Raw genomic sequence first — 25,576 nt, forward strand, 5'->3', positions numbered from 1 at the left:
GAGGCTATAGCTATCGTTTTCGGATCCTTTTTGTACAAGGAGAGTGATGTTTTTAATTGGTTTTATCGGGGAAGCTTTTATTTGAATGGAAAATCATGTGTCGATGATACTGAGATCAATCGATTTATGATGGCAGTTAGTTTTTTACTTGATATGCCAGTGTACACAGATCAGTAAGAAGCATTTGTGAAGTAATTGTGAAAGTCTCCGTTCATGGTTCGCATACAGAACAGGACCCAATGTGTGGATGATGACAGATTGGCTTTCTGCAAGACAATGAATCGGTGTGATTTGCAAGTCTGGATTGACGGTTGTTTGTGTCGCGAAACGGAAATGGAAATGCCGGATTGTTCTTGAAAGGGATGAGTCGTGCGAGAAGAATAAAAAAGGACCAGTATGAACTGGTCCTTTCTGAAACTGGCGCGGCTGGCAGGAATCGAACCCACGACCCCTTGGTTCGTAGCCAAGTACTCTATCCAGCTGAGCTACAGCCGCGAAAGATTTAATTATACCCTATTTTTTGATTTTGAGAATAGTTTTTTTCATTGTCGACGCAAAAAAAGAAAATTTTTTGTATGTTGATTGAAAGAACGGCAGGTAAAATGACGAGGATTGGAAAACGTTTTCGTCGATCTGGATTATGCGAACATTATTATATGGATGGAATTGTCGGCGCGTTATTTTCGTAGCCTTGTTAGGTTGGTTTGTTGTTACCATGCCTTCATTGGCCGGCCCTGCAGATCAGGATGGCTTGCAGACGGATGGCCAGCTTGTGCCTTCTGTACAGATGCCGCAGGATGTTGTGCCGCAGGTCGGTGATATTGTGGATACAAAGGAACAGGTTGAAGAAAAGTTGCCTCAGACGCGACTTACGAACGATCTGATGTATCAGATTTTAAGTGCGGATATTGCAGAACAGCGTGGTCTCGATATTTATGCTTACGAAACGATGCTGGATGTTGCCAAGGAAACGAAGGATCCGCGTTTGGCAAGACGTGCAGCCGAAATCGCGGTCAGCCAACGAAAGGCGGAAGAAGCATTGCGTGCTGTTCGTTTGTGGCATCGTTTGGCACCCGAATCACAAGAGGCAGAAAAGTACCTGTTCGGTTTCCTGGTTCTGGATAACCGACTGGATGAAGTCAAGGAAATCTTTGCATCCAAGTTGGCGGAAACGACTTCCTACGAAAAACGCGTCAGTTTGTTTTTCCAGCTTCAGCAGGTTTTGGCAGGTACGAAAGACAAGTCAGATGCTTTTGTTGTAATGGAAGATGTACTGACACCCTATCTGAATATGCCTGAAGCACATGTTTCGCTGGCGATTTCCGCATTGCTGAAAAAAGATTCCGTTCGCGCACAGGATGAGGCAAAAAAAGCGCTGGTATTGAAGCCTGATTCGGAAATGGCGGTCCTGACATACGCTCAGGCTGTGTCCAATACCACTGAGGCGTCTTCAATATTGTATGGGTTTCTTGAGAAGTATCCGGAGTCAAGGGAGGTCAGGACATCGCTTGCACGTTTGCTGGTCGGGCAGAAGATGTATGATCGGGCAAGACATGAGTTCGAGATATTGCTGAAAACGGATCCCAGCGATTTGACGGCCTTGTATTCGTTGGGGTTGTTAGCAATACAGCAAAACGATTATTCAGCTGCAGAGGGTTATTTTCAGTCATATCTGGAGAATGCCGGCAAATCACAAAAGGCAACTGAACACAAACAGCCAGAAGGGACACAAGTGATGTTCTTGTTATCGCAGATGGCTGAGGAACAACATCAGTATGACAAGGCACTTCAGTGGCTTTCGCAAATCACACTTGACGAGGATGATGAAGTTACGCTCGGTGTTGAAATACGCAGGGCATTGATTTATGCGAAAAAGGGTGATATCAAGCGCGCACGTTCGATTATTGCCGAACTTGAAAAGGAAAATCCCTATGAGCACGAAAGATTGTTGCTCACGGAAGCCCAGATTTTAAGAGAAGTCGGCAAGTTGCAGGAAGCCATGACGGTGTTGAAGGCAGGCTTGGATCAATTTCCTGACAATACCAGTATTCTTTATGATTACGCGTTGACTGCGGAAAATCTTGGGCAATATGAGTTGATGGAGGATCTGTTACGGCGGATCATTGCGATCGATTCTCATCATCAGCAGGCTTATAATGCGCTGGGGTATTCACTTGCTGATCGCAATATCCGTCTGGATGAAGCTTATGCCCTGATCGAAAAAGCGCATAAACTTGCTCCCGACGATCCGTATATCACTGACAGTATGGGATGGGTCCTGTTTCGACAGGGCAAGCTGGACAAGGCGGAACAGTATCTGAGACAGGCTTATGCAATCCGGACGGATAGCGAGATTGCGGTACATCTTGCAGAAGTGTTGTGGGCCAAGGGAGAATGTCAGGAGGCCAGGGCGTTACTCTGGCAGGTCAGGAAGAAGAATCCGGAAAACAAGTTGTTGCGTGAAACCTTGTCTCGTTTGGGAATCAGATTTTAGTCGGATGACTGTATTGCATCGGGGAAATAAATGGAGATAGCACATGTCGTTGCCATGGCGGAAAATCGTGTGATCGGGAAGAACGGTCGCATGCCATGGCATATACCTGGTGAACAGAAAATTTTCCGTAATCTGACGGTCGGCAAGGCATTGATTCTCGGACGTAAAACGCATGAGTCGATCGGACGGGTTTTGCCGGACAGGACGACGATTATTGTGACGCGCCAGCCTGATTATCACGTAGATGGTGCTTATGTCGTGCACAGTGTACAAGAAGGGCTCGATCTGGCAGGCAGGCTGGGATTCGATCAAGTCGTCATAGGCGGTGGAGGCGAACTGTTTGCACAGACATTGCAGGCGACAGACAGAATTTATCTGTCTGTCGTACATGCCGTTTTTGAGGGGGAAACATATTATCCGGAGTTGCCTGACAATATGTTTGCCGAAATATCGCGCAAGGAAATCGATGCATCGATTCCTTATGCTTTCGTGGAGCTCGAAAACGTCAGCAAACGGTAGGCCAGGGTTCCTTATACGTCTGTTTCATCCTGATGCATTCGTTCAGTTGACCTGAAGACTGCTTTTGACGTTTTTGACGCCGTCCACTTTCTTGACGACTTCGATGGCACGTTGTATCTGACTGGCCGACGGTACGAAACCACTGAGCAATACTTCTCCATGATATGTTTCGACATGAATGCCGGAAGAGCTCAGGTCATGAGTATCGAAAAGCGCCGCTTTTACTTTGGTAGTGATGACAGTGTCATCGATATATTCCGATGCACTCTGGTGTTGCCGTGAAGTGGCGCAACCTGTCAGGCCTGCCAAAAAGATTGCCATGCAGAGAACGGTAATCGGTCTGGAAAGTTTCATAAAATCCTCATTGTGTTTGATTGGTTGGTTGTCGGGGATGGTTTCGTCCGGTTATGGGGTATGGGTGTTGTGCATAATGTATCATCTGTCCAACCGGAACAGTGTTTTGCTTAAACGGACGGTTTTGCCGACTGTATGACCGTAGTTGAAGCAGATGCCCCGCCGATTGGAGACTTACGATCTGTCAATATGCATATTATCCTTTATTCCGGCAGAAGCATACTGTCAAAGAAGATACCGTTTCCGGAAACGGTTCGTTTGAGAATGCGCAAAAGCAGCGCATCATGACGAAACGGTATTGTCCCGTGTGAAATGATGTTCGTGAAACCGATCATTCATCGCAAGAAAGTGTCTTGTACCGACAGATTATGCTTTCACTGCAGGTTTCCGGAGAGATATCCCGGGCCGGCAATGGCTTTTTTCTTGATGTGCAAAAACGGAAAGGCATGAAAAGTCTTGTTAAAATAGGGATTGCCGGAAACCTGATGTTTTTCGGTCCATGTCCAACACGCTACATCAACTCTGGAGTGTCTGAATGAATTATGAAGAATCATCCCGCGGTATTTCCATCACGATTTCAGCAGCGATTGCAAGGGAAGCAAAGGAAAGTTTTGCACATGCCGACTGGGCCAAGAACATTCCGACCTATCTGCTTTTGAGAGGGGATGACGAGATCACGATTTCATACAATGATCTTGACGATATCGCCAAGGACTGGGTACTGGAAAAGTTGACGCAAGGTGGTCATCGTGCCATGGCGGGAACTGTGGCCAGTCTGAGAGCCGCGTCGAAGGATCCTGCCAATATTGTGATTTTCGATTTGATGGTGTTGGCGCAGGCGTTGGGTGAATATATCAAGCAGGATGCCATCGACGGCTGGTTGTATACCATTGGTGAAGACGGAGAACATTTGCCCTGGCTGGTGACCGATGTGGCTTATCAGGAAGCATCCAATGCTCCGCCTTGTGTTGCTGTCTATCTGACTGCCAACAGTATTCCGACAAGAAAGGACGATATGATCCGGCCAGCAACCAGGGTATCGTATTTTTTTGCGGAAGATGTGCAGTTCAAGAAAATTGCCGATGTACTGGCAATGAAGGGATATATGAAAGAATCGCCTGAATTGAAGGCAGCTTATCAGCAATCCCTGAAAGTGTTTTCTGAAATTTTGCCGAAGATGAACAGCCAGTTCTGGGCAACCGGGAGCGGCATGGAAGTCGATATGGATGAAAGAACGCATCATCCGGAGAGGGTGGTGTTCGATGCACCATGCCGTGTCATCAATGATGAAGGACTGTTGCACCGGAAATTCTTTACAAGAACCAATTCACCTTTCTGGGAAAGTTTCGGACTTGATTTCAATGAGATTCCCGTTCATCCGCAGATATTGTGTTTCAATCTGGAAACGCATACCAATATGTGGATTCACGTGGATAACCTGAAAGCGTACCAGTATGATGCCTCGCTCCGGGAAAAACTGATCTTGCCGGAAGAACATCGCGATCTGATCGATATCCTGACGCAGGATATGGATATCCTGATGGATGATATTGTGGCTGGCAAATCCGGAGGAACCACGATTTTGTGCAAGGGCGCTCCGGGTTTGGGCAAAACCCTGACGGCCGAAGTGTATTCTGAAGTTGTCGGAAGACCCTTGTACCGTGTGCATTCGGGACAGCTGGGCGTTATGTCTGAGAATGTCGAAAAGAATCTCGAACGAGTGCTGAAACGTGCACAGCGATGGGGAGCGGTCATGCTGATCGATGAGGCGGATGTCTATATCCGTCGCCGTGGCAACGATATCGATCATAATGCTGTAGTCGCGTCGTTTCTGAGAACGCTGGAATATTTTCACGGTTTGCTGTTTTTGACGACCAATCGTGTCGATGATGTGGATGATGCGATTGCATCGCGCTGTATTGCCACGATTCGCTATTCCGTTCCGAAAAAGGAAGACGCAAAACGTATCTGGAATGTATTGTCCACACAGTTCCAGTTTCCGTTGTCGGAAACGCTGGTAGACAGTCTGGTTGCACATTTCAGTGGTATTTCCGGTAGAGATATCAAGGAGTTGCTGAAGCTGACGGCCAAGTGGTGCCGTCAGAAGAATGTTGCACCGACGCTGGACGTGTTCAAGACATGCGCACAGTTCAGGGGAATGTAGCGGACTTGTTGAGTGTTTATTGCGGAGTATCAAGCAGGCATGCCGGGTGTTTTCTTATTCTGAGCTTGTTGTGTCACGGCAGGCACACATAACGTGAATTAATTTTTATGGAGCTCATGATGAAAAAAATATCCCATTCCGCACTGTTTGCCGTATTGTCGGTAATGGCTGGCGTCGCTTTTTCTGCCACCTATTATCCGCCGTCCGAAATTGTGGAAACCACCGATCCGGCAGCAGCGCAGGCCGTTATGCAACAGGCGCAGGAAATCCGGACGCAGGAATCCGGATCGGTGCCTCCCGCCAAACAGAAAGTGAAAAAGAGCAAACAAGGCAAGAAAAAAGCTGCAGCCAGACAGATGCAGCAGGATATGGATGATATGTCCGGCGAGTGATTGTGTTGCATGAGGGTGGCAAGGCATGAATCGGAAGGCGGGTGTCGAGGATACTTGCCATAGCAGGACAGAATGAACCGGCTGCTTTTTCAAAATATCGGATGTGGCTTCAGGCAAACGCCTGAAGCCATTTTTTTACTGTTCCCGCATGAACAGGTATGCACACAATAACGGGACCGGACGACCAGTTGCGCCTTTGGCGGATCCGCTTTTCCATGCTGTGCCGGCAATGTCCAGATGTGCCCAGGTGTATTTGCGTGTAAACCGTTCCAGAAAACAGGCTGCAGTGATGGAGCCCGCCGGCTTTCCACCGATATTGGCCATGTCGGCGAAATTCGATTTCAGCTGTTCCTGATAGGCGTCTTCGATCGGAAGACGCCAGACAGGATCGTTGAATTGTCGTGCAGCGGCAATTAAATCGTCGGCTAGTTTGTCGTGTGCTTCATCATGCCGCGTGAACAGGCCACTGTTGATGTGTCCCAGTGCGACGATACATGCGCCGGTCAGCGTGGCGATATCGATCACGACAGCAGGATTGAATTTTTCCGCATAGGTCAATGCATCGCACAGGATGAGGCGACCTTCGGCATCGGTATTGAGAATCTCAATCGTTTGACCGGACATGGATGTCACGATATCGCCCGGTTTGTTGGCATGTCCGGACGGAAGATTTTCACATGCGGGAATGATACCGATGATGTTTTGCCGTAATCCGAGTTCACCGATTGCCTTGAATGTCCCGAGAACGGCTGCAGCGCCACACATATCGAATTTCATTTCGTCCATGCCTGCGCCGGGTTTGAGCGAAATGCCGCCGGAATCGAACGTGATACCCTTGCCGACCAGAACGACAGGCAAATCCTTGGAATTGCCGTGCATATGCTTGAGAACAATGAACTTGGGTGGTTCGTCGCTTCCCTTGGCGACTGAGAGGAAACTGCCCATTTTCAGTGATTCAATCTGTTTTTTGTCGAGAATTTCAAGCTCGAACTTGTAGGTCTGCGACAGATCACGAGCTTGCTTGGCAAGATACGATGGTGTGCAGATATTGGCAGGCAGGTTACCCAGATTGCGGGCCAGTGTCATGCCAGCCATGACGGCTTCGGCACGGCGCAGCGCTTCTGTTGCCGTGGCTTCCTGTTCCGAAGGGATGTAAAATGACACCTTCCGGAGTGTTGCGGGTGGTTCTTGCGTACTTTTCAGTGCATCGCTGCGGTAAAACTGGGTGTGCAGTTCAGCAAGGATGTTGTAAATCGACCAGGACACGTCGCGACTGGATACCAGGTCAAGCGGCAATGCCAAGAGCATGTCGCCGACATTGAGCGGTTTGACGGTTTTGATCGCTGTATCGATAGCTTGTCTGAAATCTTTTTCAGCGGTCGGCTTTTTGCCGAGTCCCAGCAAAAGCAATCGTTTTGCTGCGATTTTTTCAGGAAAACCGACAAGCAGTGCAGAACCCGCCTTGCCGCTGATATCGCCGCTTTCCAGTGCGCGTGTAATGACACCGTTCGTGTCAAGTGCAATGGCAGCGTCGGTCAGCTTGTGGTCATCGTATATGCCGATAACGATACAGTCGGTATCGATCATGTCCAGAGAGTTTTTTTTGTCAGCTGTTTTTATGCTAAAGTCCATTTTTTGAAATCCTCCATGCTCCATTATAACTTCTCATGATTTTCCAACGTGCGCTTAAACGTGAGCTGTTCAGTACGGCAGGCGGCGTATTTTTGACATTGTTCACAATTACCATCACGATGATGCTGATTCGCATACTGGGACAGGCTGCGAAGGGAAGAGTTGCATCGGAAGATGTGATTGCGTTGATCGGTTTCACCGCTTTGAACTACATGCCGATCATCCTGATTCTGACAGGATTTGTTGCGGTATTGCTGGTTGTGACGAGAAGTTATCAGGATTCCGAAATGGTCGTCTGGTTCGCATCCGGACAGAGCTTGACGAAATGGTTACGGCCAGTACTGGAATTCGCATTGCCCATCGTGGTGCTGGTCGCGTTGCTGGGGTTCGTCGCGACACCATGGGCCTATCGGCAAAGCGCCGAATTCCGGGAAAGGTTTGAAAAACGTGAGGATATCGCCAGAATTTCTCCGGGAAAATTCCAGGAATCTGCAGCGGCACAAAGAGTTTTTTTCGTCGAAAAAATGTCTGACGATCTGAGTACGGTCGGAAACGTTTTCATCAACTCGATCAAAAACGGCGAAGTGATTACGGTGGTTTCGCAACACGGAACGATCGAAACGAATGATCAGGGTGAAAAATTCGTAGTGCTGGAAGATGGGGTGCGCTATGACGAAACGTTGGATCATTCAGATTTCCGCATCATGGAATTCGAGAAATATACCGCGTATATCGCCCCGAAAGGCGATGTTACCGTATCGGACGGATCGACGCGTTCCATGACGACGCTGGAGCTGTTGGAGGATACGAACAGCAAAAAACAGGGTGAGCTGGTATGGCGTATCGGTTTGCCGTTCATGTCGGTATTGCTTATGTTGCTGGCGATCCCGTTGGGATTCGTCAATCCGAGAGCCGGACGCTCTTTCAATTTGATCGTTGCGGTATTGCTGTACATGACGTACAGCAATCTATCGAGTTTCATGCAGGCTTATGTAGGGCAAAACAAACTGGCTTTTGGCCTGGGATGGTGGCCGTTGCATCTGGTGGTGGCACTGATCGTCGTCATGCTGTTCGCACTGCGTCTGGGAGTCAATAGCCGGTATCATCCCTATGCATTGCTGGCTGCCATCAAACACCGACGTTTGCAGGCGAAAGGGAAACGGTCATGAAAATCCTGCAACGTTATTTTCTGTCCCAGATCGTCAAGTCTGTCGTATTCATTCTGGTCGCTTTTCTCGGGTTGTTCGCTTTTTTCGACCTGATCGGCGAATTGTCGTCTGTCGGTCGTGGTGGATACCAGTTGCATCATGTATTTATCTATATCCTGCTCGGGTTCCCGGGATATATTTATGAACTGATACCGTTTGCCGTTTTGATCGGTACGATTTATGCCATGGCGCGGTTTGCGTCCAACTCAGAGTTCACGATCATGAGAGTGTCGTCCCTTTCGACAAGGGATGCCTGTGTGATGCTGGCCAAAGTAGGTGTACTGTTTCTGGCTTTCACCTTTCTGGTCGGTGAAATCCTGACACCGGTGTCCTCGCGAATGGCATCCGAATTCAGGAACGGCCTGATCGGCAAGAATATTTCAGACAAATTCCGTACCGGTATGTGGAGCCGCGATACGATTCGTGAAAACGGCCATGATGGAGATGTCGTCGGATCACGGTTCATCAACATAAAATCCATGCAAACAAATGGAACGATCGAGCAGATCAAGTTGTATGAATTCAATATGGATATGGAGCTGGTCAGAATCATTGCCGCGGACAAGGGTGTCTACCTGGGCAATCGGGAATGGCGGTTCGATGGCGTGACGGAATCGTGGGTCAAGTCTTCGCAGCGGAAGAAAGATGCACGTTTCCCGGACTCGGCCCCTCGTCTGGATATTCAAAAGTACGATACCATCAAGGTCATATCCGATGTAACACCGGATATTTTGTCGGTCATATCGGTCGATGCCAACAAAATGTCTGCCTATGAACTGGCTGTTTACAATCAGCATCTTGTTGAAAACAAACAGGATGCAACCAGTTATCAGATAGCATTCTGGAAAAAAATCATATATCCTTTCTCAGTCTTCGTCATGATGGCACTGGCATTGCCATTTGCGTATCTCCATTTCCGCTCGGGTGGGGTCAGCCTGAAAATCTTTACCGGTATCATGATCGGGGTGGCTTTTATTCTGATCAACAACCTGTTCTCTCATGTCGGGTTGCTCAATACATGGCCGCCATTTTTGACAGCTGTCATCCCAAGTCTGTTGTTCCTGATACTGGCTGTTTTCGCACTCTGGTGGGTGGAACGACATTGATTTTTTTGAGCCCGTTTACATGGATGGCATGGTCGCTGGTGTGACGCCGTCCCCGTAAGTCGGAATTTGGAGGTGTCAATCTGTGACCCGATTTAACCATAACGAGACTCAAAATGAATTTGCATCAGTTACGTTTTGTTCGTGAAGCGGTTCGTCAGAATTTCAATCTGACCGAAGCAGCCAAGGCGTTGTTCACATCCCAGCCGGGAGTTTCCAAGGCGATTATCGAACTTGAAGATGAGCTCGGAGTTGATATTTTCAGACGTCATGGGAAGCGTATTCGCGGATTGACAGAACCGGGCCGCATGATTTTGAATTCCATTGAACTGATCATGCAGGAAGTGGATGATCTGAAACGGATCGGCAAAGAATATGCCGCGCAGGATTCCGGAAGCCTGACAGTGGCGGCTACCCATACGCAAGCCCGTTATTTCCTGCCGAAAATCATTCCCGATTTCATGCAGAAGTATCCAAAAGTCAAATTGTCCCTGTTGCAGCGAAAAACGGATGATATCGCCGAAATGGTATTACTGGATCAGGCCAATCTCGCAGTCGTGACCGATTATGTTGCAGATCAGGACGGATTGATTACCTTGCCATGCAACCAGTGGGAATTTCATCTGGTCGTCAAACCCGATCATCCCTTGAATGATGTGAAGATGCTGACGCTTGAAGAAATCGCGAAGTATCCCATCATCACCTATGACAAGATTTTCTATGGCAGAAGCCGTATCGAACATATTTTTCAGCAACGCAATGTCAAGCCGGATATTTTGCTGGAAGTCATTGATGCTGATGTCATCAAAACCTATGTGGAACTGGGGTTGGGTGTCGGGATCATCGTCGGAATGGCATTCAATCCGGAACAGGACGTCAACTTGCGTTCCATTCCCGTCGGTCATCTTTTCGGAACCGGCCGTTCCAGCATCCTGATCCGGAAAAACGCTTATTTGCGCGGATACATCTATGCATTTATCGAGATGATTTCACCCAATCTGACGCGAAAACTTGTCGAAAAGGCCTTGCTCGACGAAACGGAAAATTACGAACTCTAAGCGAAAAACGGGGATTAACGTGCCAGTGTGTCCCAGATTTTCAGCAAGCGTTTGACTGAAACAGGATAGGGTGTGCGCAATTCCTGAGCAAAAAGCGAAACCCGCAATTCCTCAAGCTGCCAGCGATATTCTGCGATTTTTGGATCGTTTGTCGAGGGTTGCTGCCGGTGCTCTTTCAGAAACCTGAAATAGGGCGCAGCTGCCTGATGCCAGCTGGAGAGCTGGTTTTTGTCGCGTTGCGGATCATTGCGGCATTTGTCGATGCGGATGCTGCATGCTTTCAGATAACGCGGAAAATGTTTGAGCCGTTCCAGCGGATTGTCCGTGATGAATGACTTGTTGATCAGTCGCGCCAATTGTTCGTTCATATCAGACAAGGCCAAGTCATGCGCACGGATTGACGACAACTTTTTCTGGATGGTCTGGTATTCCGTCAGAATTTGTTGTACGACACGTGCGATTTCATTGCAGATCAGGCCGACGCGCGCCTTGCCGTCGTTTTTTCTTTTTTCAAATTCGGATGCACGGTCCGGCAAAGGCTGGTAAAGAAAAGCGGCGTCCAGCGACGCTTGCAAAATCTGGTCGCGTAATTCTTCCTGAGTGCCCAGCTTGATAAATTGCATGCCCATCTGGGTCAGTCCGTTGATATTTTTGCCAAGGAAACGTAGCTGGTCTTTTAGCTGCAAGGCGAACAGCCTGCGTAAACCGGCACGATGCAGGCGGATTGCAACGGCGGGTTCGTCGAATACCTCGATTTCGCAATGCGTGGTTTTATCCACCAGCGCCGGATACCCGATCAGGGATTGTTTCCCTCGTGTGATTTCAAGCAGTTCCGGCAGTGGTTCGAAATTCCATGTCGTGATTTTCTCGGCAGAAGACAATGTTTCAGCAGGTGTGGTTGCAGGGGAAATCGGTTGGTTTTTTCTTTGTGCAGCCGTTTTTTCTTTTGTAGCTGATGCGCGCAATTCCGCCAGTTGCTGGAATGCTGTACGTGCCTGCTTGCCAAGACCGGATTGCAGTGTTGCCAGATTGCGTGACATTTCCAGCATACGGCCATGTTCGTCCACGACCCTGAAATTCATGAACAGATGCGGTGGCAGCGTTTCCAGTCGGAAATCTTCTCTTTTTGCGACCGCATTGGTCTGTTCGCGGATATCGGCCATGATGGCATCGATCAGTGTGCCGGAGCCGAAAGCGCCTTTTTCGCGGATACGTGCGACAAACGAGGCGGCATAATCGGGTAGCGGAACGCAGTGTTTACGCAGTTTTTGCGGCAGAGACTTGATGAGCAGTTGTGTCTTTTCTTTCAGCATTCCCCACACCAGCCATTCACAACGTTCCGCACTGATCTGGTTCAGTGCATAAATCGGAATGGTCAGGGTGATGCCGTCCCTTACATTGCCGGGTTCGAAATGGTAAGTCAGCGGCATATCGATACCGGCCAGATGTAATGTTTTCGGGAACAGGTCTGTCGTGATGCCGGCCGCTTCATGGCGCATCAGATCGTCACGATTCAAAAAAAGCAGGCGAGGATGGTCTCTTGTGGCATCGCGGTACCATTTTTCAAAAGAAAAGCCGTTGATGATGTTTTCCGGCAGATGGCGGTCGTAAAAAGCGGCGATCAGGCTTTCGTCGATCAGCACGTCAGTACGTCTGGACTTGTGTTCCAAATTCTCGATTTCACGCATCAATCGCTGGTTATGAGCGAAAAACGGTGCACGTGTTTCAAAATCTCCGTTGACCAGCGCTTCGCGAATGAAAATATCGCGTGCTTCCCCGGGATGAATCTGGCCGTAGTGGATACGGCGCTGGTTATAGACCACCAATCCGTAAAGTGTTGCGCGCTCGAAAGCGGAAACCTGTGCTGGGCGTTTTTCCCAGTGTGGGTCGCTCCAGGATTTTTTCAGAAGATGGCTTCCGACACGTTCAAGCCATTCCGGCTGGATCTGTGCGATGCAGCGTGCATACAGGCGGCTGGTATCGACCAGCTCTGCGGCCATGATCCAGCGCCCGTTTTTGCGTGCCAGTGGCGATCCTGGCCAGATATAAAAACGGATACCGCGTGCACCGAGAAAAACGGCGGCGTCTTCCGTTTTGCAGCCGATGTTTCCCAAAAGACCGGTCAGCAATGCCAGATGCAATTGTTCATAGGTAGCATCCGATTCATTGAGTCGCCAGCCACGCTCGCGCACGATGGTCAACAGTTGCGAGTGAATATCACGCCATTCACGCAATCTCAAAAAGGAAAGAAACTGGTTATGACAGCTTTCGCGCAGCAGGCGGTTGGATTGTTTGTTTTTAAGCGCATCATCAAACCATTGCCAGATTTTGAGATAGGTGATGAATTCGGAACGGCTGTCGGCGAATTTGCGATGCGCGTTATCGGCGGCATCCTGTGCGTCGATCGGACGTTCACGCGGATCCTGAATGGACAATGCCGATGCGATGATCAGGATTTCTTTCAGGCATTGATGATCGCGAGCGGCCAGAATCATCCTTCCGATGCGAGGATCCAGCGGCAACATGGACAACTCGTGTCCGACCGGTGTCATCTGGTTGCGCTCGTCGAGTGCACCCAGCTCCTGAAGCAATTGGTAACCGTCTGCGATGGCGCGTTTGAGCGGCGGTTCCATGAACGGGAAAGTGTCGACATCACCCAGTTTCAGGGATTTCATGCGCAAAATGACTGAAGCCAGGGAAGAACGGAGGATTTCCGGTGCAGTGTAAGGTGGCCTGAGGGCGAAATCCTGTTCATCGTACAGCCGGATGCATATGCCTGATGCGATACGACCGCAACGGCCTGCACGCTGGTTGGCAGCCGCTTGTGAGATCGGTTCGATATGCAGCTGTTCGACTTTGTTGCGGTAACTGTATCGCTTGACACGGGCCAGCCCGGTGTCGATCACGAAATGGATGCCAGGAACAGTCAGGGACGTTTCCGCGACATTGGTCGCCAGAATGATCCGGCGTCCATTGGTCGGCCTGAAAATCTTTTCCTGTTCCTGAGCGGAAAGTCTGGCATAAAGCGGCAGAATCTGTACATGCGGGGGATGGTGTTTTCTAAGCGCTTCCGCCGCTTCCCGTATTTCCCGTTCGCCCGGCAAAAAAACGAGAGTGTCTCCCGAACCGGTACGGAACAGCTCATCGACGGCGTCGACGATGGCATCCATCAGGTCGCTGGTCTGGCGTGCGTCGGATTTGTCTTTCGTTTCATCCGGACGGCTATCCAGAATCGGGCGGTAGCGGATTTCGACAGGATACAACCTGCCGGAAACCTCGATCACCGGAACGGTTTCATGCTCGTTGGAAAAGTGACGAGCAAAGCGTTCGGCATCGATCGTCGCCGAAGTGATGATCAGTTTGAGATCGGGGCGTTTTGGCAACAGCTGTTTGAGGTAGCCCAGCAGAAAATCGATGTTCAGACTGCGTTCATGAGCTTCGTCGATAATGATCGTATCGTACTGTTTCAGCAGTCGGTCGTTCTGGGTTTCGGCCAGCAAGATACCGTCTGTCATCAGCTTGACGGATGCACCGGGACCGATTTTGTCAGTGAAACGTATTTTGTAACCGACGATTTCACCGGGAGGCGAATTCAGTTCGCGCGCGATACGGTTGGCCGTGGTGCTGGCCGCGATACGCCGGGGCTGGGTATGACCGATCAGACCTGTCTGCCCGCGGCCGAGTTCAAGACAGATTTTCGGCAGCTGGGTGGTTTTCCCGGAACCGGTTTCTCCGCAAACCACAACGACTTGATGATCGCGGATAGCTTGCGCGATTTCCTCACGCCGTCCAGAAACAGGCAGATCTTCTGGATAGACAATCGGCGGAACTGGGGTGCGTGTGGCTCTGTCGGGCACAGGCCTCGATGGACGGGAAGAACGTGGTTTTTTGGATAAAGATTCGGGAGCACTCATGTCGGTGCGCATTATAATCGTAAAGATGAGCGATTGTCTTTAAAAGGCAATTCGTTCCGGTTGCCGTCTGTCATATGGGCAGGCCCGTATCATGATGTACCGATAATCTGTTTGCTGGATGATCCGTTTATGGAAGAACAATTCGTTAAGTGGTTGCGTTCGGTTGCCCCCTATATTCATGCTTTTCGTGGGCAAACGTTCGTCGTTGCGTTTCCGGGTGAGTTGGTGAAAGCCGGAATGTTGCCGGTTCTGGCGCATGATATTTCGTTGTTGCATGCACTGGGAATCAAGGTCGTCATCGTGCACGGTTCTCGTCCGCAAGTGGAAGAACAGCTGGATTTGCGTCATGTCAAGAGCCGGTATTATAACGGGACGCGCATCACCGATCCGGAAGCGCTTGAGTGTGCGAAAGAAGCGGCCGGTGAACTGAGACTGGATATCGAAGCGGCTTTCAGCCAGGGTTTGCCCAATACACCGATGGCACATGCGGAAATACGTCTGATTTCAGGTAACTTCGTAACGGCAACGCCGCTCGGTATTCTGGAAGGTATCGATCTGCAGTGGACCGGCAAGGTCAGAAAAATCGCTTATGACAGCATTCATCCGATTCTGGCATCAGGCGATCTGGTGCTGCTTTCGCCTTTGGGTTATTCGCCGACTGGTGAAGCGTTCAATGTTCGCATGGAAGATGTTGCCGTTTCCGCCGCGTTGGCATTGCACGCGCACAAACTGATTTTTCTGACGGAAACGCCACTGGTTCATGATGCCGACGGCAATGAGGTTCGGGAAATCACATCGCAGCGCGTGGAGGGGTTGTTGAAGACAGGACATCTCTCGCAGGAAGCGGCCTCGTATCTTCGGTATGCCGCCAAGGCCTGTATCGGCGGTACGCCAAGAACACATATCGTTCCGTATGAAACGGATGGCTCGATCCTTTTGGAACTGTTTACTCACGACGGTATCGGTACCATGGTCACTTATGAGAATGTGGAATTCCTCCGGGAAGCGACAATCAAGGATGTCGGTGCGATTCTCAAACTGATCGAACCGTTCGAGGCCAACGGCACGCTGGTCAAGCGCGGTCGTGAATTGCTGGAACGGGAAATCGAATATTTTTCGGTTATCGAGCATGACGGCGTGATTTTCGGATGTGCGGCACTGTATCCTTTCCCCGCCGAAAAGATGGCGGAAATGGCGTGTCTGATCGTCGATCCGGAAATTCAGGGTGAAGGCGATGGCGAACGGATTCTGAATCATATGGAAGACAGGGCGCGTTCGCTGGGCTTCGACAAGCTGTTCATTCTCACGACCCAGACCGCACACTGGTTCTTGCGTCGTGGCTTTGTCTATGCCAGTGTCGAGGAGCTGCCGAAAGACCGACAGCGGATGTATAACTGGCAGCGCAAATCGCAAGTACTTATCAAGAAACTTTGACGGGCCGATCGGGCTCCAATACAAAACATATCATTTATGGAGGAGTGTATGACGCGAATCGTGCATTGCATCAAATTGGACAAGGAGGCGGAGGGACTGGATTTTCCACCCTATCCCGGAGAACTGGGAAAAAGGATCTACGAAAACGTGTCGAAAGAAGCATGGCAGGCATGGGTTCGTCTTCAGACGATGCTGGTTAACGAATATCGTCTGAACATGGCCGATCCCAAAGCGCGTGCCTATCTGAAAGAACAGATGGAAAAGCACTTTTTCGGCGATGGCGCCGACCAGGTTGCGGGATATACGCCTGAAAAGCAGTAAAACGTGGCCGGATTGCCGGTAAAGTACGTTATGATTGAATGGCAACAAGCGTTTTCTTGTAATGAGATCAGGAGGGATTTATGCTTGATTCTTTGAGGGAAGCCGGAAAAAGTATCGGACGCGAGCTCAATCGTGCCTGGGAAAGTCTTTCTGATGGCTGGCGTGAGTTGCTGAGCCGATGCAGTAATGCACTGGTTCATTTCGAACGCTCGGGAAACGGCAATGACGACCAGTTTCCACGCTGGAGCCTGATGAACGCCGAGGTCGAGGAAACACCGGCGGAGTTGGTCGTCAGGCTGGAAATGCCGGGAGTCGGCAAGGAAAGTTTCTCGATCAGGATCGTCGGCAACACGCTTTTCATTCGTGGCGAGAAACGGTGGTTGCGTGAAAGCGAAGGAAGCACTTACCATCTCGTCGAACGCGCCTATGGCACGTTCGAACGGACGATCGTATTGCCGAAAAATGTCGATAGCGAAAAATCGCAGGCAAGCTATGTCGATGGCATTTTGTCGGTTCGCTTGCCAAAGGCAGTCAGTGAAACTGTCAGAAACATTCCGGTGGAATGAATGGCAGGCCGACTGGTATGACAAGAAAGGAGTCACAGATGACAATGACGATAAGTTCACCTGCATTTGCACATAACGAAATGATGCCGGCGCGTTATACCTGCGAAGGAGACAATATTTCGCCGCCACTGGCATGGACGGCACCGCCTTCCGGTACGAAAAGTCTGGTCATGATTTCAGATGATCCGGATGCACCGGATCCGGCTGCGCCGAAAATGACCTGGGTGCACTGGGTGTTGTACAATTTGCCGCCGGTAGCCATGACCTTGCCGGAAGGTGTGGCAGACAGTGATTTGCCCAAGGGGACAGGTATCGGGATCAATGACCGTCAGTATGCAGGATATAGCGGTCCTTGTCCGCCGATCGGAACGCATCGCTATTTCTTCAAGCTGTATGCACTCGATACGGTATTGCCCGATCTCGGCAATACGACCAAGGCCGAAGTGGTCAAACGGATGGAAGGACACATACTGGCACAATCGGAAGTGATCGGGCTGTATGTCCGCAAGGAAAATGCCTGAGCGGAAAATATTCCCGCAAGGCAATGAAAAAGGCGTTTCCGTGATAACGGAAACGCCTTTTTCACTATGAACTAACGACTCATTTTTTTTCGGATGAGGCGCTTTTTCCGTTTTCGATCAGACCGCAGCGGATAGCGTCATCGACGGTTTCCAGAAATATGAATTGCAACTGGTTGCGCGCATCTTCTGGAATATCGTCGAGATCACGTTTGTTTTTGGCCGGAAGCATGACGGTACGGATACCGGCACGCAATGCAGCCAATACTTTTTCGCGGATGCCACCGACTGGCAATACCAGACCGCGCAAGCTGATTTCTCCTGTCATGGCATGATCGCTGGCAATCGGTTTGCCCATCATGACGGAAGCCAGCGCCAGAAACATGGCGACGCCGGCACTGGGGCCGTCTTTCGGAATGGCACCCGCTGGAACGTGGACATGGATTTCACTGTTTTCAAACTGTTCCGCGGGAATGCCGAGGCTTTCGGCATGTGCCTTGACAAGCGTCAGGGCAGCTTGCGCGCTCTCTTTCATGACATCGCCGAGCTGGCCGGTCAGTGTCAGTCTGTTGCGTCCGGGAACGCGGCTGGCTTCGATGAAGAGAATATCGCCGCCAACCGGTGTCCATGCCAGTCCGGTCGCGATACCAGGCATGCTGACCCGCATGGCGGTTTCACTGTCATAAACAGGCGCGCCGAGAATATCAGTGATATCGCCGGAATCGATAGAAACTTTTTCCGTATCACCTTCCGCGATTTTCATGGCCGCATGGCGAAATACGCTGCCGATTTGTCGTTCCAGCTCGCGTACGCCGGCTTCACGCGTGTAATGGCCGATAATATCGCGGATGGCTTGTTCAGTGATCTGGCAGTTTTCCTGTGTCAGACCGTTTTCGGAAAGTTCACGCCGGATCAGGTAACGCAAGGCGATCTGGGTTTTTTCCTGTTCCGTATAACCCGGGATCTGGATCATTTCCAGTCTGTCGCGTAAAGGTCCCGGGATGGTATCTGGCATATTGGCGGTGCAGATGAACATGACCTTCGACAGATCGAAAGGCACGCCCAGGTAGTTGTCACGGAATGTATTGTTTTGTGCCGGATCCAGCACTTCAAGCAAGGCTGCAGAAGGATCGCCCTGGACACCGCTGCCCAGCTTGTCTACTTCATCCAGAAGGACAACGCAGTTGTTGGTTCCCGCACGGCGGACCGCCTGCATGATATTGCCGGGAAGCGCACCGATATAGGTACGCCGGTGGCCACGGATTTCCGCTTCGTCATGTACGCCCCCCATGCTGACCCGCACGAAACGGCGTCCTGTCGCTCGGGCGATACTTTGTCCGAGCGAAGTCTTGCCGACGCCCGGAGGGCCGATGAAACACAAAATCGGGCTTTTGCCTTCCGGATTGAGCTTGTGGACGGCCAGAAATTCCAGGATACGTTTCTTGATTTTTTCAAGACCGTAGTGATCCTCGTCGAGAATACGGCGCGCTTCGCGGATATCGGTCCTGTCTTCGGAAGATACAGACCATGGCAATTCCGACAGATATTCCAGATAGTTTTGCAGCATGGAATATTCGCTGGCCGAATCAGGCATGTTTTTCAGACGGTTCAGTTCCTTGAGCGCATGGGTATGTACCTCTTCCGGCATACCGGCTTTTTCGATTTTTTCTGCCAGCGCTTCGGTTTCGGATGAAGAATCATCTATTTCACCAAGCTGTGTCTGGATGGTTCTGAGTTGTTCGCGCAACAGTGCTTCACGCTGGCGATCATCAAGCCGGTTACGTGTTTTTTCGTCAATATCACGGCTGACGCGAAGTACCTCGAGCCGGTAGGACAGTCGGGATAGCAGTTTGTCGATCCGTTCTTTCAGATCAACAGTTTCCAGAATGTCCTGTTTTTCCGCAGTCGTCAGATCCATCAGTCCAGTCATCAGATCGGCCAGCAGTGCAGCCGAGGTGACATTGCTGATGGAATCCGACAATTCCTGCGGAATTTGCGGCAGCATTTGCAAAATATCGAGAGCGCGTTGTTTGAGTTGAACCATTCGCCCTTCGATTTCCACATTGTCTTCCGGTTCTTCCGGCAGTTTCTCGATACGCGCGACAAGAAACGGGTACCCCGGCAGCAATTCAAGCAACCGGAAGCGGCACTCGCCCTGACAGACGATATGGTGTGCCTCGGAAGAGGCCGCCACATAACGCAGGATACCTGCGGTTGTGCCGACAGGGTACAAATCTGCCTGTGCTGGATCGGCGGTTTCCGGGTTGCGCTGCAAGACGATACCGATCTGGCGATCCGCCTTCATGGCGGCCTGTGCCGCCAGCAGCGATTTTTCGCGTGCGATGGTGACCGGGACGACCATACCCGGAAACAGCACCATGTTCCTGACAGGAATGATGATAATGGCATCCTCAGGGACGGGAGGTATTGTGCTTGTCGTACCGGAATGATCTTCAGGTAACGGAGATAGAGTGTCGATTTCTGGCATAGTCATGATATAGGGATTATCCGAGTTTGTTCAATGTCAGGCGCAGGCAGCCGTTTTTGACGACGTTTTCCAGCAATTGGAAATGTCCATCCGGCAGGTCGATCCTTTTTTCGAAACGGCCGTAAGGGATCTCAAGCCGCCGGATGATGGTGTTTGCAGGCAGGCTTGCCTGTCGTGCTCCTATGACATGGATACGGTTGTTTTCGATGGAAACCGTAATGTCCGATGCATCCACACCCGGAAGGGCAATGAGAATTTGCAGGTAACGGCCGGTTTCAAGTATGTCGGCTGGCGGTTCCCAGACCGGTCCTTGCGCAGCCGGTTTTCCCAGCTGGAAAAAGCGTCGGTGGAGCTGGTCGGCCTGTTCCAGCATTTTCAGTGCCTGAAGCCACATGGCGCCGGCCGGATCGCGAAACTTCGTCATCGTGTTTTCCGTTCAGAGAAATGATATGAAAAAGAAAGGGACGTTTTGCAGGTGCGAAATCACGATTGTCCGGATAGTTTCCGGTCATGGAAAAAGATATGCCATCCGGCAAAGGTTTTAATCATGAATAAAAAACGCCATAATGCATTGTATGGCATCATATTTTGCAAGTCGTCCTGTTTTCAGGATATATGGTTCCATTTTATGATTTATCAAGGGCCGTGTGTTGTGCCAGACCGGATAAACCGTGCAGGCCTGATCGAATGGCTGCTTGCTGGTTTCAACGCAGGAAGTTTGATACTAGAATACGCATCTTGATTGTTTGGCGTTCCGGAGTCGCGATTGAAAAATTATCCTCATCCCGTTATTGCACGTGAAGGCTGGTTTTACATTTTTCTTTCCTTTGCCGTTACGGTAGCCGTTACCTGGCTGTGGGGTGTCTGGTCGTTGCCGTTGTGGCTGATCAGCCTGTTTGTCCTTCAGTTTTTCCGTGATCCGGCACGGACGGTCCCCGATATCCGCAATGCCGTCGTGTCTCCCGCAGACGGACGCATTGTCGTGATCGAGAAAACACAGGATATCTATGGACAGCGCGAAGCCTTGAAAATCAGCGTTTTCATGAATGTGTTCAATGTCCATTCCAACCGTTTTCCGGTCGACGGAAAAGTGCAAAGCGTCCATTATTTCCCGGGCAAGTTCGTCAATGCCGATCTGGACAAGGCATCATTGGAAAACGAACGCAATGCCGTCATTATCAGGGCGGAAAACGGTCAGATGGTGACCTGTGTCCAGGTGGCAGGCCTTATTGCACGACGGATTCTTTGTTATGTGAAGGGTGGTGAACAGTTGCAAAAAGGGCAGCGTTTCGGTTTCATCCGTTTCGGTTCACGGGTGGATGTCTATTTGCCGCTGTCGGCCAGACCTTTGGTGACAGTGGGTGACAAGGTGTATGCGACGGAAACCGTATTGGCGGAATTGTCGCAATCGGCAGACTGAACCGATGCACGATGTTTTGAAAAAGCGATACACTGTTTCCATTCTTGTCGGAGAAGGTGCATGACACAGCAGGAACAACCCGTAAACGATATCAATTCAACCCGCGCGAAATTGCGTCGTCGCGGGATTTATCTGTTGCCGAACGCCATTACGATTTCTTCGTTGTTCTGCGGTTTTTACGCCATTGTCATGTCGCTGAATCTGGAGTTCAAGCAGGCGACGGTCGCCATTTTCATATCCATGGTGCTTGACAGCATGGATGGCAGGGTCGCGCGACTGACCAGAACGCAAAGCGAATTCGGTGCGCAGCTCGACAGTCTGGCAGACATGGTGGCATTCGGTGCAGCACCTGCACTCGTGGTCTATGAATGGTCGCTGAAGGGAATGGGGCGTATCGGCTGGGTATCGGCTTTCGTTTTTTGCGCCTGTGCGGCATTGAGGCTGGCGCGTTTCAATACCAATATCGCCATTGTGGACAAGCGTTATTTCCAGGGCTTGCCCAGCCCGGCTGCGGCTGCACTGGTAGCAGGTTTTATCTGGCTGATGGATGATGTCGGTTTTTCAGGCAGCGATTTTTACTGGACATCATGGATTCTGACGCTGTATGCCGGCCTCACAATGGTCTCGAATGTTCCGTTTTACAGCTTCAAGGTGATGGATATCCGTAAATCGGTACCGTTCATCGCCGTCATTCTGGTGGTGCTGATATTTGTCACGATATCGTTCGATCCGCCCAAAGTGCTGTTCGGCTTGTTCGTGATTTATGGCGTTTCGGGTTATGTCGTGTATATGTGGCGGAAAATAAAAGGAAAACCTGTCAGCATCGTCCAGACGAAAGAAGATCATCATGAGCAGAAAAACAGGGAATGATGTACACTTTGCTTTTTGATGGCAGTGCTGCATATTCCCGGCATGGAACCTGCCCGAAAAATATTGCATGAATTGAAAAAGGGGCTTATAGTTTTTCCCATGAATGTCAAAATGTTCAATTCCTTGTCCCGTTTCTGTGGCGATATGCCGTCCGGCCTGTCGCTACTGTTCGTTCTAGCGCGCCAGGCGTGCTGATATCTTTTGTCCACATATCCGTTGTTTTTTGGTCTTTGCCCACGAGGCAGAGACAACCGGAGGCGTTTCCGGTCTAACTGAATGAAATCTAATCGAATTATCCAAAGGAGCACATCATGGTCGGCACACCGGCAGACTCGGCAGAAAAAATCATCATATTTGACACCACATTGCGCGATGGCGAACAGGTTCCTGGCAGCCAGCTGAACACGCTTGAAAAAATCGAAGTTGCCAGAGCGCTGGAAGATCTGGGTGTCGACGTTATCGAAGCCGGTTTTCCGATTTCCAGCCCGGGTGATTTCAAGTCGGTTGTGGAAATTTCGAAAGTGGTTGAAAAACCGGTGATTTCCGCTTTGACCCGTGCGATCGAGAAAGATATCGATGTGGCTGCCGAAGCGCTGAAATATGCCAAGAGGGGACGTATCCATACCGGTATCGGCACATCGCCCTACCATATTTATTCCAAGTTGAACTCGACGCCGGAACAGATTCTGGAACGTGCCGTCAAGATGGTGAAATATGCAAAAAAATATGTCGATGACGTCGAATTTTTCGCCGAAGATGCGGGACGAAGCGACAATGAATATCTGGCACGGGTTGTGGAAGCCGTCATTGCAGCCGGCGCCACAGTCATCAACATTCCGGATACGACCGGTTACTGCACGCCTTACGAATACGGTGCCAAGATCAAGTATCTGAAAGACCATGTCGCCAATGTCGATCGTGCGACCCTGTCTGCACACTGCCACAACGACCTGGGTATGGCGACGGCCAATGCGCTGGCCGGTATCATGAACGGTATCCGTCAGGTTGAATGTACGATCAACGGTATCGGTGAACGCGCCGGCAATACCTCGCTGGAAGAAATCGTCATGATTCTGAAATGCCGCAAGGATATTCCGGCCTATACCGACATCGACACGACCAAGATCATCCGGACATCGCGTCTGGTTTCCAATCTCATGCGCATGCCGGTCCAGCCGAACAAGGCGATTGTCGGTCGTAACGCATTCGCGCACTCCTCGGGCATTCATCAGGATGGCGTGCTGAAAAACCGTGAAAACTACGAAATCATCGATCCGGCCGATATCGGCGTGAGCGATTCTTCGATTGTGCTGACCGCACGCAGTGGCCGTGCCGCACTGGATCATCATCTGCGTCGTCTGGGATATGCGCTCTCGCATGCCGAACTGGATGTGGCATACAGCAAATTCCTGGTGCTGGCCGATGCGCAGAAGTCCGTTTCCGATGAAGACCTTCGCCATCTGGCAGGCACCGGAACCGTCGAAGATGCACGGCGTATCAAACTGGACTACCTGCAAGTCGTTTGCGGCAAGGATGCCATCCCGATGGCGACGGTTCGCCTGATCATCGACGGTGAACCCTGTATCGCCACTGCAGCAGGCAACGGTCCGATCGATGCCTCGATCAATGCAGTCCGTCAGTTGATTACCCAGAAAGTCACACTGGAAGAATTCCTGATTCAGGCATTTACCCGTGGTACGGACGATGTTGGCAAGGTCCATATCCAGGTGGAAAACAAGGGCAAGGTTTATTACGGCTTTTCGGCCAATACCGATATCATTACGGCATCGGTCAACGCCTATATCGATGCGGTATCCAAGATCATCTAAAATCCGGATACTCAGGATATCCGATAAAAAAAGGATGCGTTTTACGCATCCTTTTTTTTACCGGTTTCTTCAGAATCCGATACCGATTCCGGCGCCGCCTCCGACGCCCCGCGTTCCGCCACCGATTCCGATACCGAAACCGCCGATGCCGCCGAAAAAGCCATTGTCACGCAGATACATTGGATCCTGGCCGTTTTCAATACCACGCACGATACCGCTGGAATCGAAATAAATGTGCATCATGGAATTCCAGATGCCTTCTTCCCTGTAGCGATATGACCAGACTTCCTGTTTCTTCAGCGGAAGATAATCGGTTTCCGTCGGGTGGCCGACCGTACGCAACACATCGTTTTTGTTGAACTGGTTGACCTGGATGGTTCCGAATTTTTCACGTGTCCGGACGTTTTCATAGGAAATCAGTTTGCCATCCGGTCCGACTCGTGCCATGTAGGCGTATTGTGACCATTCACCGACAGGCCACTCCAGCAGCCGTGTATTGCCATCCGGATATTCGATGGCGGGGGGACCGTTGTAGGCGATGACCTGTTCGACCGGCATGCCGGGTGTGAATTGCGGCCCCATGAGAGAGGCACAGCCTCCCAGCGTCAGCAGTCCGGCCAGCGCCAGCGCGGAAAATGAACGTTTCATGACAGCCTCCTTTTTATTGTCCTGTCAGGGCAGTCAGTTAGCACGAAGATACATGGGATCCATGCCGTTTTCCATTCTCCTGACGATGCCTTGTGAATCGAAGTAAATGTACATCATGGAATTCCAGATGCCTTCTTCCTTGTAGCGGTAGGCCCATACTTCACGGTCGATCAATGGCAGATAATCGGTTTCCGTCGGGTGGCCGACCGTTTGCAGTACATCGAGTTTAGTGAAACGGTCAATCGGAATGGAACCGAATTTTTCGCGCGTCAGTACCTGTTCGTAGGATACCAGCTTGCCATCCGGTCCGATTTTTGCCATATAGGCGTATTGTGACCATGCGCCCACAGACCATTCCAGAAGTCTTGAGTCACCGATCTGATAGACGGCATCTGGTTGACCTTTCAGCGCGATCACTTCCTGCTCGGATATGCCGGGTTGCGGTGTGGTGAAAATGGATGCACAGCCAGAAAGCAGCATGGACAGGGAGAATACCAGCAATATCAGTCGTTTCATGATCATCATCCTGAAAAAAGAAGCGGTTACAGTACTTATTGTACAGAAAACACTTTTCCGTTATACTGCCCTTCCTGTCGATTCGACAGGAATTTTTTGTAACGTATTCACGGCAAGAGGGGTCAAGA

Annotated in this window: 21 protein-coding genes and 1 tRNA gene; 14 read left to right on the plus strand and 8 right to left on the minus strand. The window is 50.5% G+C overall.

Features of this window, described 5'->3' with window-relative positions:
* Window positions 1-418: 418 nt before the first annotated feature.
* Window positions 419-495 (minus strand) — tRNA-Arg (locus NAI64_RS05940).
* Window positions 496-715: 220 nt separating this feature from the next.
* Here NAI64_RS05940 and NAI64_RS05945 point away from each other — a divergent pair.
* Together NAI64_RS05945 and NAI64_RS05950 are read left to right on the plus strand one after the other, a co-directional pair.
* Window positions 716-2,494, plus strand: coding sequence for a tetratricopeptide repeat protein (locus NAI64_RS05945; protein ID WP_269298732.1), 1,779 nt, complete (start codon window positions 716-718; stop codon window positions 2,492-2,494).
* A 30-nt stretch (window positions 2,495-2,524) separates the two neighbouring features.
* Window positions 2,525-3,013: a dihydrofolate reductase gene (locus NAI64_RS05950; RefSeq protein ID WP_269298734.1), complete on the plus strand. Its 489-nt coding sequence runs from the start codon at window positions 2,525-2,527 to the stop codon at window positions 3,011-3,013.
* A 42-nt stretch (window positions 3,014-3,055) separates the two neighbouring features.
* Here the strand turns inward: NAI64_RS05950 and NAI64_RS05955 are convergent, their stop codons facing one another.
* Window positions 3,056-3,367 carry a BON domain-containing protein gene (locus NAI64_RS05955; protein ID WP_269298736.1) on the minus strand — a complete coding sequence of 104 codons (312 nt, stop codon included), beginning with the start codon at window positions 3,365-3,367 and terminating at the stop codon, window positions 3,056-3,058.
* A gap of 535 nt (window positions 3,368-3,902) precedes the next feature.
* Here NAI64_RS05955 and NAI64_RS05960 point away from each other — a divergent pair.
* Window positions 3,903-5,531, plus strand: a complete 1,629-nt coding sequence (locus NAI64_RS05960) for an AAA family ATPase (RefSeq protein ID WP_269298738.1) — start codon at window positions 3,903-3,905, stop codon at window positions 5,529-5,531.
* Window positions 5,532-5,647: 116 nt separating this feature from the next.
* Window positions 5,648-5,923: a hypothetical protein gene (locus NAI64_RS05965; protein ID WP_269298740.1), complete on the plus strand. Its 276-nt coding sequence runs from the start codon at window positions 5,648-5,650 to the stop codon at window positions 5,921-5,923.
* Window positions 5,924-6,058: 135 nt separating this feature from the next.
* Here the strand turns inward: NAI64_RS05965 and NAI64_RS05970 are convergent, their stop codons facing one another.
* Window positions 6,059-7,555 (minus strand): leucyl aminopeptidase, encoded by a 1,497-nt coding sequence (locus tag NAI64_RS05970; protein ID WP_269298741.1) that lies wholly within the window; start codon window positions 7,553-7,555, stop codon window positions 6,059-6,061.
* A gap of 35 nt (window positions 7,556-7,590) precedes the next feature.
* On the opposite strand from NAI64_RS05970, the gene lptF reads away from it, so the two are divergent.
* The 3 genes from lptF (at window position 7,591) to NAI64_RS05985 (ending at window position 10,924) form a co-directional block, all read left to right on the plus strand.
* Complete coding sequence (gene lptF / locus NAI64_RS05975) at window positions 7,591-8,724, plus strand: LPS export ABC transporter permease LptF (protein ID WP_269298742.1); 1,134 nt, start codon at window positions 7,591-7,593, stop codon at window positions 8,722-8,724.
* Window positions 8,721-9,869, plus strand: coding sequence for an LPS export ABC transporter permease LptG (lptG, locus tag NAI64_RS05980; RefSeq protein ID WP_269298744.1), 1,149 nt, complete (start codon window positions 8,721-8,723; stop codon window positions 9,867-9,869). The genes lptF and lptG overlap by 4 nt, the downstream gene beginning before the upstream one ends.
* Before the next feature lie 113 nt (window positions 9,870-9,982).
* The gene (locus tag NAI64_RS05985; RefSeq protein ID WP_269298746.1) at window positions 9,983-10,924 is read left to right on the plus strand and encodes a CysB family HTH-type transcriptional regulator; all 942 of its coding nucleotides are present in this window, start codon (window positions 9,983-9,985) and stop codon (window positions 10,922-10,924) included.
* A 14-nt stretch (window positions 10,925-10,938) separates the two neighbouring features.
* Here the strand turns inward: NAI64_RS05985 and hrpA are convergent, their stop codons facing one another.
* Window positions 10,939-14,850: an ATP-dependent RNA helicase HrpA gene (gene hrpA, locus NAI64_RS05990; protein ID WP_269298748.1), complete on the minus strand. Its 3,912-nt coding sequence runs from the start codon at window positions 14,848-14,850 to the stop codon at window positions 10,939-10,941.
* 117 nt (window positions 14,851-14,967) lie between these two features.
* On the opposite strand from hrpA, the gene argA reads away from it, so the two are divergent.
* The 4 genes from argA to NAI64_RS06010 all read left to right on the plus strand — a co-directional run bounded on the left by argA (window position 14,968) and on the right by NAI64_RS06010 (window position 17,680).
* Complete coding sequence (gene argA / locus NAI64_RS05995; RefSeq protein ID WP_269298750.1) at window positions 14,968-16,272, plus strand: amino-acid N-acetyltransferase; 1,305 nt, start codon at window positions 14,968-14,970, stop codon at window positions 16,270-16,272.
* Window positions 16,273-16,320: 48 nt separating this feature from the next.
* Window positions 16,321-16,593: an oxidative damage protection protein gene (locus tag NAI64_RS06000; protein WP_269298752.1), complete on the plus strand. Its 273-nt coding sequence runs from the start codon at window positions 16,321-16,323 to the stop codon at window positions 16,591-16,593.
* Between the two features lie 80 nt (window positions 16,594-16,673).
* Window positions 16,674-17,159 (plus strand): Hsp20/alpha crystallin family protein, encoded by a 486-nt coding sequence (locus NAI64_RS06005; protein WP_269298754.1) that lies wholly within the window; start codon window positions 16,674-16,676, stop codon window positions 17,157-17,159.
* Window positions 17,160-17,197: 38 nt separating this feature from the next.
* Entirely contained in the window at window positions 17,198-17,680 is a 483-nt protein-coding gene (locus NAI64_RS06010) for a YbhB/YbcL family Raf kinase inhibitor-like protein (RefSeq protein ID WP_269298756.1), read from the plus strand.
* A 79-nt stretch (window positions 17,681-17,759) separates the two neighbouring features.
* On the opposite strand, the gene lon is transcribed toward NAI64_RS06010, so the two are convergent.
* Both lon and NAI64_RS06020 read right to left on the minus strand, forming a co-directional pair.
* On the minus strand, window positions 17,760-20,171 hold the full coding sequence (gene lon, locus NAI64_RS06015) for an endopeptidase La (RefSeq protein WP_407946916.1): 2,412 nt from the start codon (window positions 20,169-20,171) through the stop codon (window positions 17,760-17,762).
* A 10-nt stretch (window positions 20,172-20,181) separates the two neighbouring features.
* Window positions 20,182-20,589, minus strand: a complete 408-nt coding sequence (locus NAI64_RS06020; RefSeq protein WP_269298758.1) for an Hsp20/alpha crystallin family protein — start codon at window positions 20,587-20,589, stop codon at window positions 20,182-20,184.
* Window positions 20,590-20,931: 342 nt separating this feature from the next.
* Here NAI64_RS06020 and NAI64_RS06025 point away from each other — a divergent pair, with 342 nt between their 5' ends.
* From NAI64_RS06025 to NAI64_RS06035, 3 genes are all read left to right on the plus strand, one after another.
* Window positions 20,932-21,585: a phosphatidylserine decarboxylase gene (locus tag NAI64_RS06025; RefSeq protein ID WP_269298760.1), complete on the plus strand. Its 654-nt coding sequence runs from the start codon at window positions 20,932-20,934 to the stop codon at window positions 21,583-21,585.
* Window positions 21,586-21,645: 60 nt separating this feature from the next.
* Window positions 21,646-22,455 carry a CDP-diacylglycerol--serine O-phosphatidyltransferase gene (pssA, locus tag NAI64_RS06030; RefSeq protein WP_269298762.1) on the plus strand — a complete coding sequence of 270 codons (810 nt, stop codon included), beginning with the start codon at window positions 21,646-21,648 and terminating at the stop codon, window positions 22,453-22,455.
* Window positions 22,456-22,766: 311 nt separating this feature from the next.
* The gene (locus NAI64_RS06035; protein ID WP_269298764.1) at window positions 22,767-24,284 is read left to right on the plus strand and encodes a 2-isopropylmalate synthase; all 1,518 of its coding nucleotides are present in this window, start codon (window positions 22,767-22,769) and stop codon (window positions 24,282-24,284) included.
* 69 nt (window positions 24,285-24,353) lie between these two features.
* Here the strand turns inward: NAI64_RS06035 and NAI64_RS06040 are convergent, their stop codons facing one another.
* On the minus strand, window positions 24,354-24,932 hold the full coding sequence (locus NAI64_RS06040; RefSeq protein ID WP_269298766.1) for a hypothetical protein: 579 nt from the start codon (window positions 24,930-24,932) through the stop codon (window positions 24,354-24,356).
* Between the two features lie 33 nt (window positions 24,933-24,965).
* The gene (locus NAI64_RS06045; RefSeq protein WP_269298768.1) at window positions 24,966-25,448 is read right to left on the minus strand and encodes a hypothetical protein; all 483 of its coding nucleotides are present in this window, start codon (window positions 25,446-25,448) and stop codon (window positions 24,966-24,968) included.
* Window positions 25,449-25,576: the final 128 nt, after the last annotated feature.

The sequence above is a fragment of the Oxalobacter paeniformigenes genome (assembly GCF_027158465.1).
GTDB classification, from domain to species: domain Bacteria; phylum Pseudomonadota; class Gammaproteobacteria; order Burkholderiales; family Burkholderiaceae_D; genus Oxalobacter; species Oxalobacter paeniformigenes.

Excerpts from the sequence above, each read along its gene's own strand:
- NAI64_RS05945 (WP_269298732.1), top strand. The coding sequence starts at position 716 with ATGCCTTCATTGGCCGGCCCTGCAGATCAGGATGGCTTGCAGACGGAT.
- NAI64_RS05965 (WP_269298740.1), top strand. The coding sequence starts at position 5,648 with ATGATGAAAAAAATATCCCATTCCGCACTGTTTGCCGTATTGTCGGTA.
- hrpA (WP_269298748.1), bottom strand. The coding sequence starts at position 14,850 with ATGCGCACCGACATGAGTGCTCCCGAATCTTTATCCAAAAAACCACGT.
- NAI64_RS06035 (WP_269298764.1), top strand. The coding sequence starts at position 22,767 with ATGGTCGGCACACCGGCAGACTCGGCAGAAAAAATCATCATATTTGAC.
- lon (WP_407946916.1), bottom strand. The coding sequence starts at position 20,171 with ATGACTATGCCAGAAATCGACACTCTATCTCCGTTACCTGAAGATCAT.
- NAI64_RS06010 (WP_269298756.1), top strand. The coding sequence starts at position 17,198 with ATGACAATGACGATAAGTTCACCTGCATTTGCACATAACGAAATGATG.
- pssA (WP_269298762.1), top strand. The coding sequence starts at position 21,646 with ATGACACAGCAGGAACAACCCGTAAACGATATCAATTCAACCCGCGCG.
- lptF (WP_269298742.1), top strand. The coding sequence starts at position 7,591 with ATGATTTTCCAACGTGCGCTTAAACGTGAGCTGTTCAGTACGGCAGGC.
- NAI64_RS05985 (WP_269298746.1), top strand. The coding sequence starts at position 9,983 with ATGAATTTGCATCAGTTACGTTTTGTTCGTGAAGCGGTTCGTCAGAAT.
- NAI64_RS06045 (WP_269298768.1), bottom strand. The coding sequence starts at position 25,448 with ATGAAACGACTGATATTGCTGGTATTCTCCCTGTCCATGCTGCTTTCT.
- NAI64_RS05970 (WP_269298741.1), bottom strand. The coding sequence starts at position 7,555 with ATGGACTTTAGCATAAAAACAGCTGACAAAAAAAACTCTCTGGACATG.
- NAI64_RS06005 (WP_269298754.1), top strand. The coding sequence starts at position 16,674 with ATGCTTGATTCTTTGAGGGAAGCCGGAAAAAGTATCGGACGCGAGCTC.
- lptG (WP_269298744.1), top strand. The coding sequence starts at position 8,721 with ATGAAAATCCTGCAACGTTATTTTCTGTCCCAGATCGTCAAGTCTGTC.
- NAI64_RS05950 (WP_269298734.1), top strand. The coding sequence starts at position 2,525 with ATGGAGATAGCACATGTCGTTGCCATGGCGGAAAATCGTGTGATCGGG.
- NAI64_RS06020 (WP_269298758.1), bottom strand. The coding sequence starts at position 20,589 with ATGACGAAGTTTCGCGATCCGGCCGGCGCCATGTGGCTTCAGGCACTG.
- NAI64_RS05960 (WP_269298738.1), top strand. The coding sequence starts at position 3,903 with ATGAATTATGAAGAATCATCCCGCGGTATTTCCATCACGATTTCAGCA.
- NAI64_RS06000 (WP_269298752.1), top strand. The coding sequence starts at position 16,321 with ATGACGCGAATCGTGCATTGCATCAAATTGGACAAGGAGGCGGAGGGA.
- NAI64_RS06040 (WP_269298766.1), bottom strand. The coding sequence starts at position 24,932 with ATGAAACGTTCATTTTCCGCGCTGGCGCTGGCCGGACTGCTGACGCTG.
- NAI64_RS05955 (WP_269298736.1), bottom strand. The coding sequence starts at position 3,367 with ATGAAACTTTCCAGACCGATTACCGTTCTCTGCATGGCAATCTTTTTG.
- argA (WP_269298750.1), top strand. The coding sequence starts at position 14,968 with ATGGAAGAACAATTCGTTAAGTGGTTGCGTTCGGTTGCCCCCTATATT.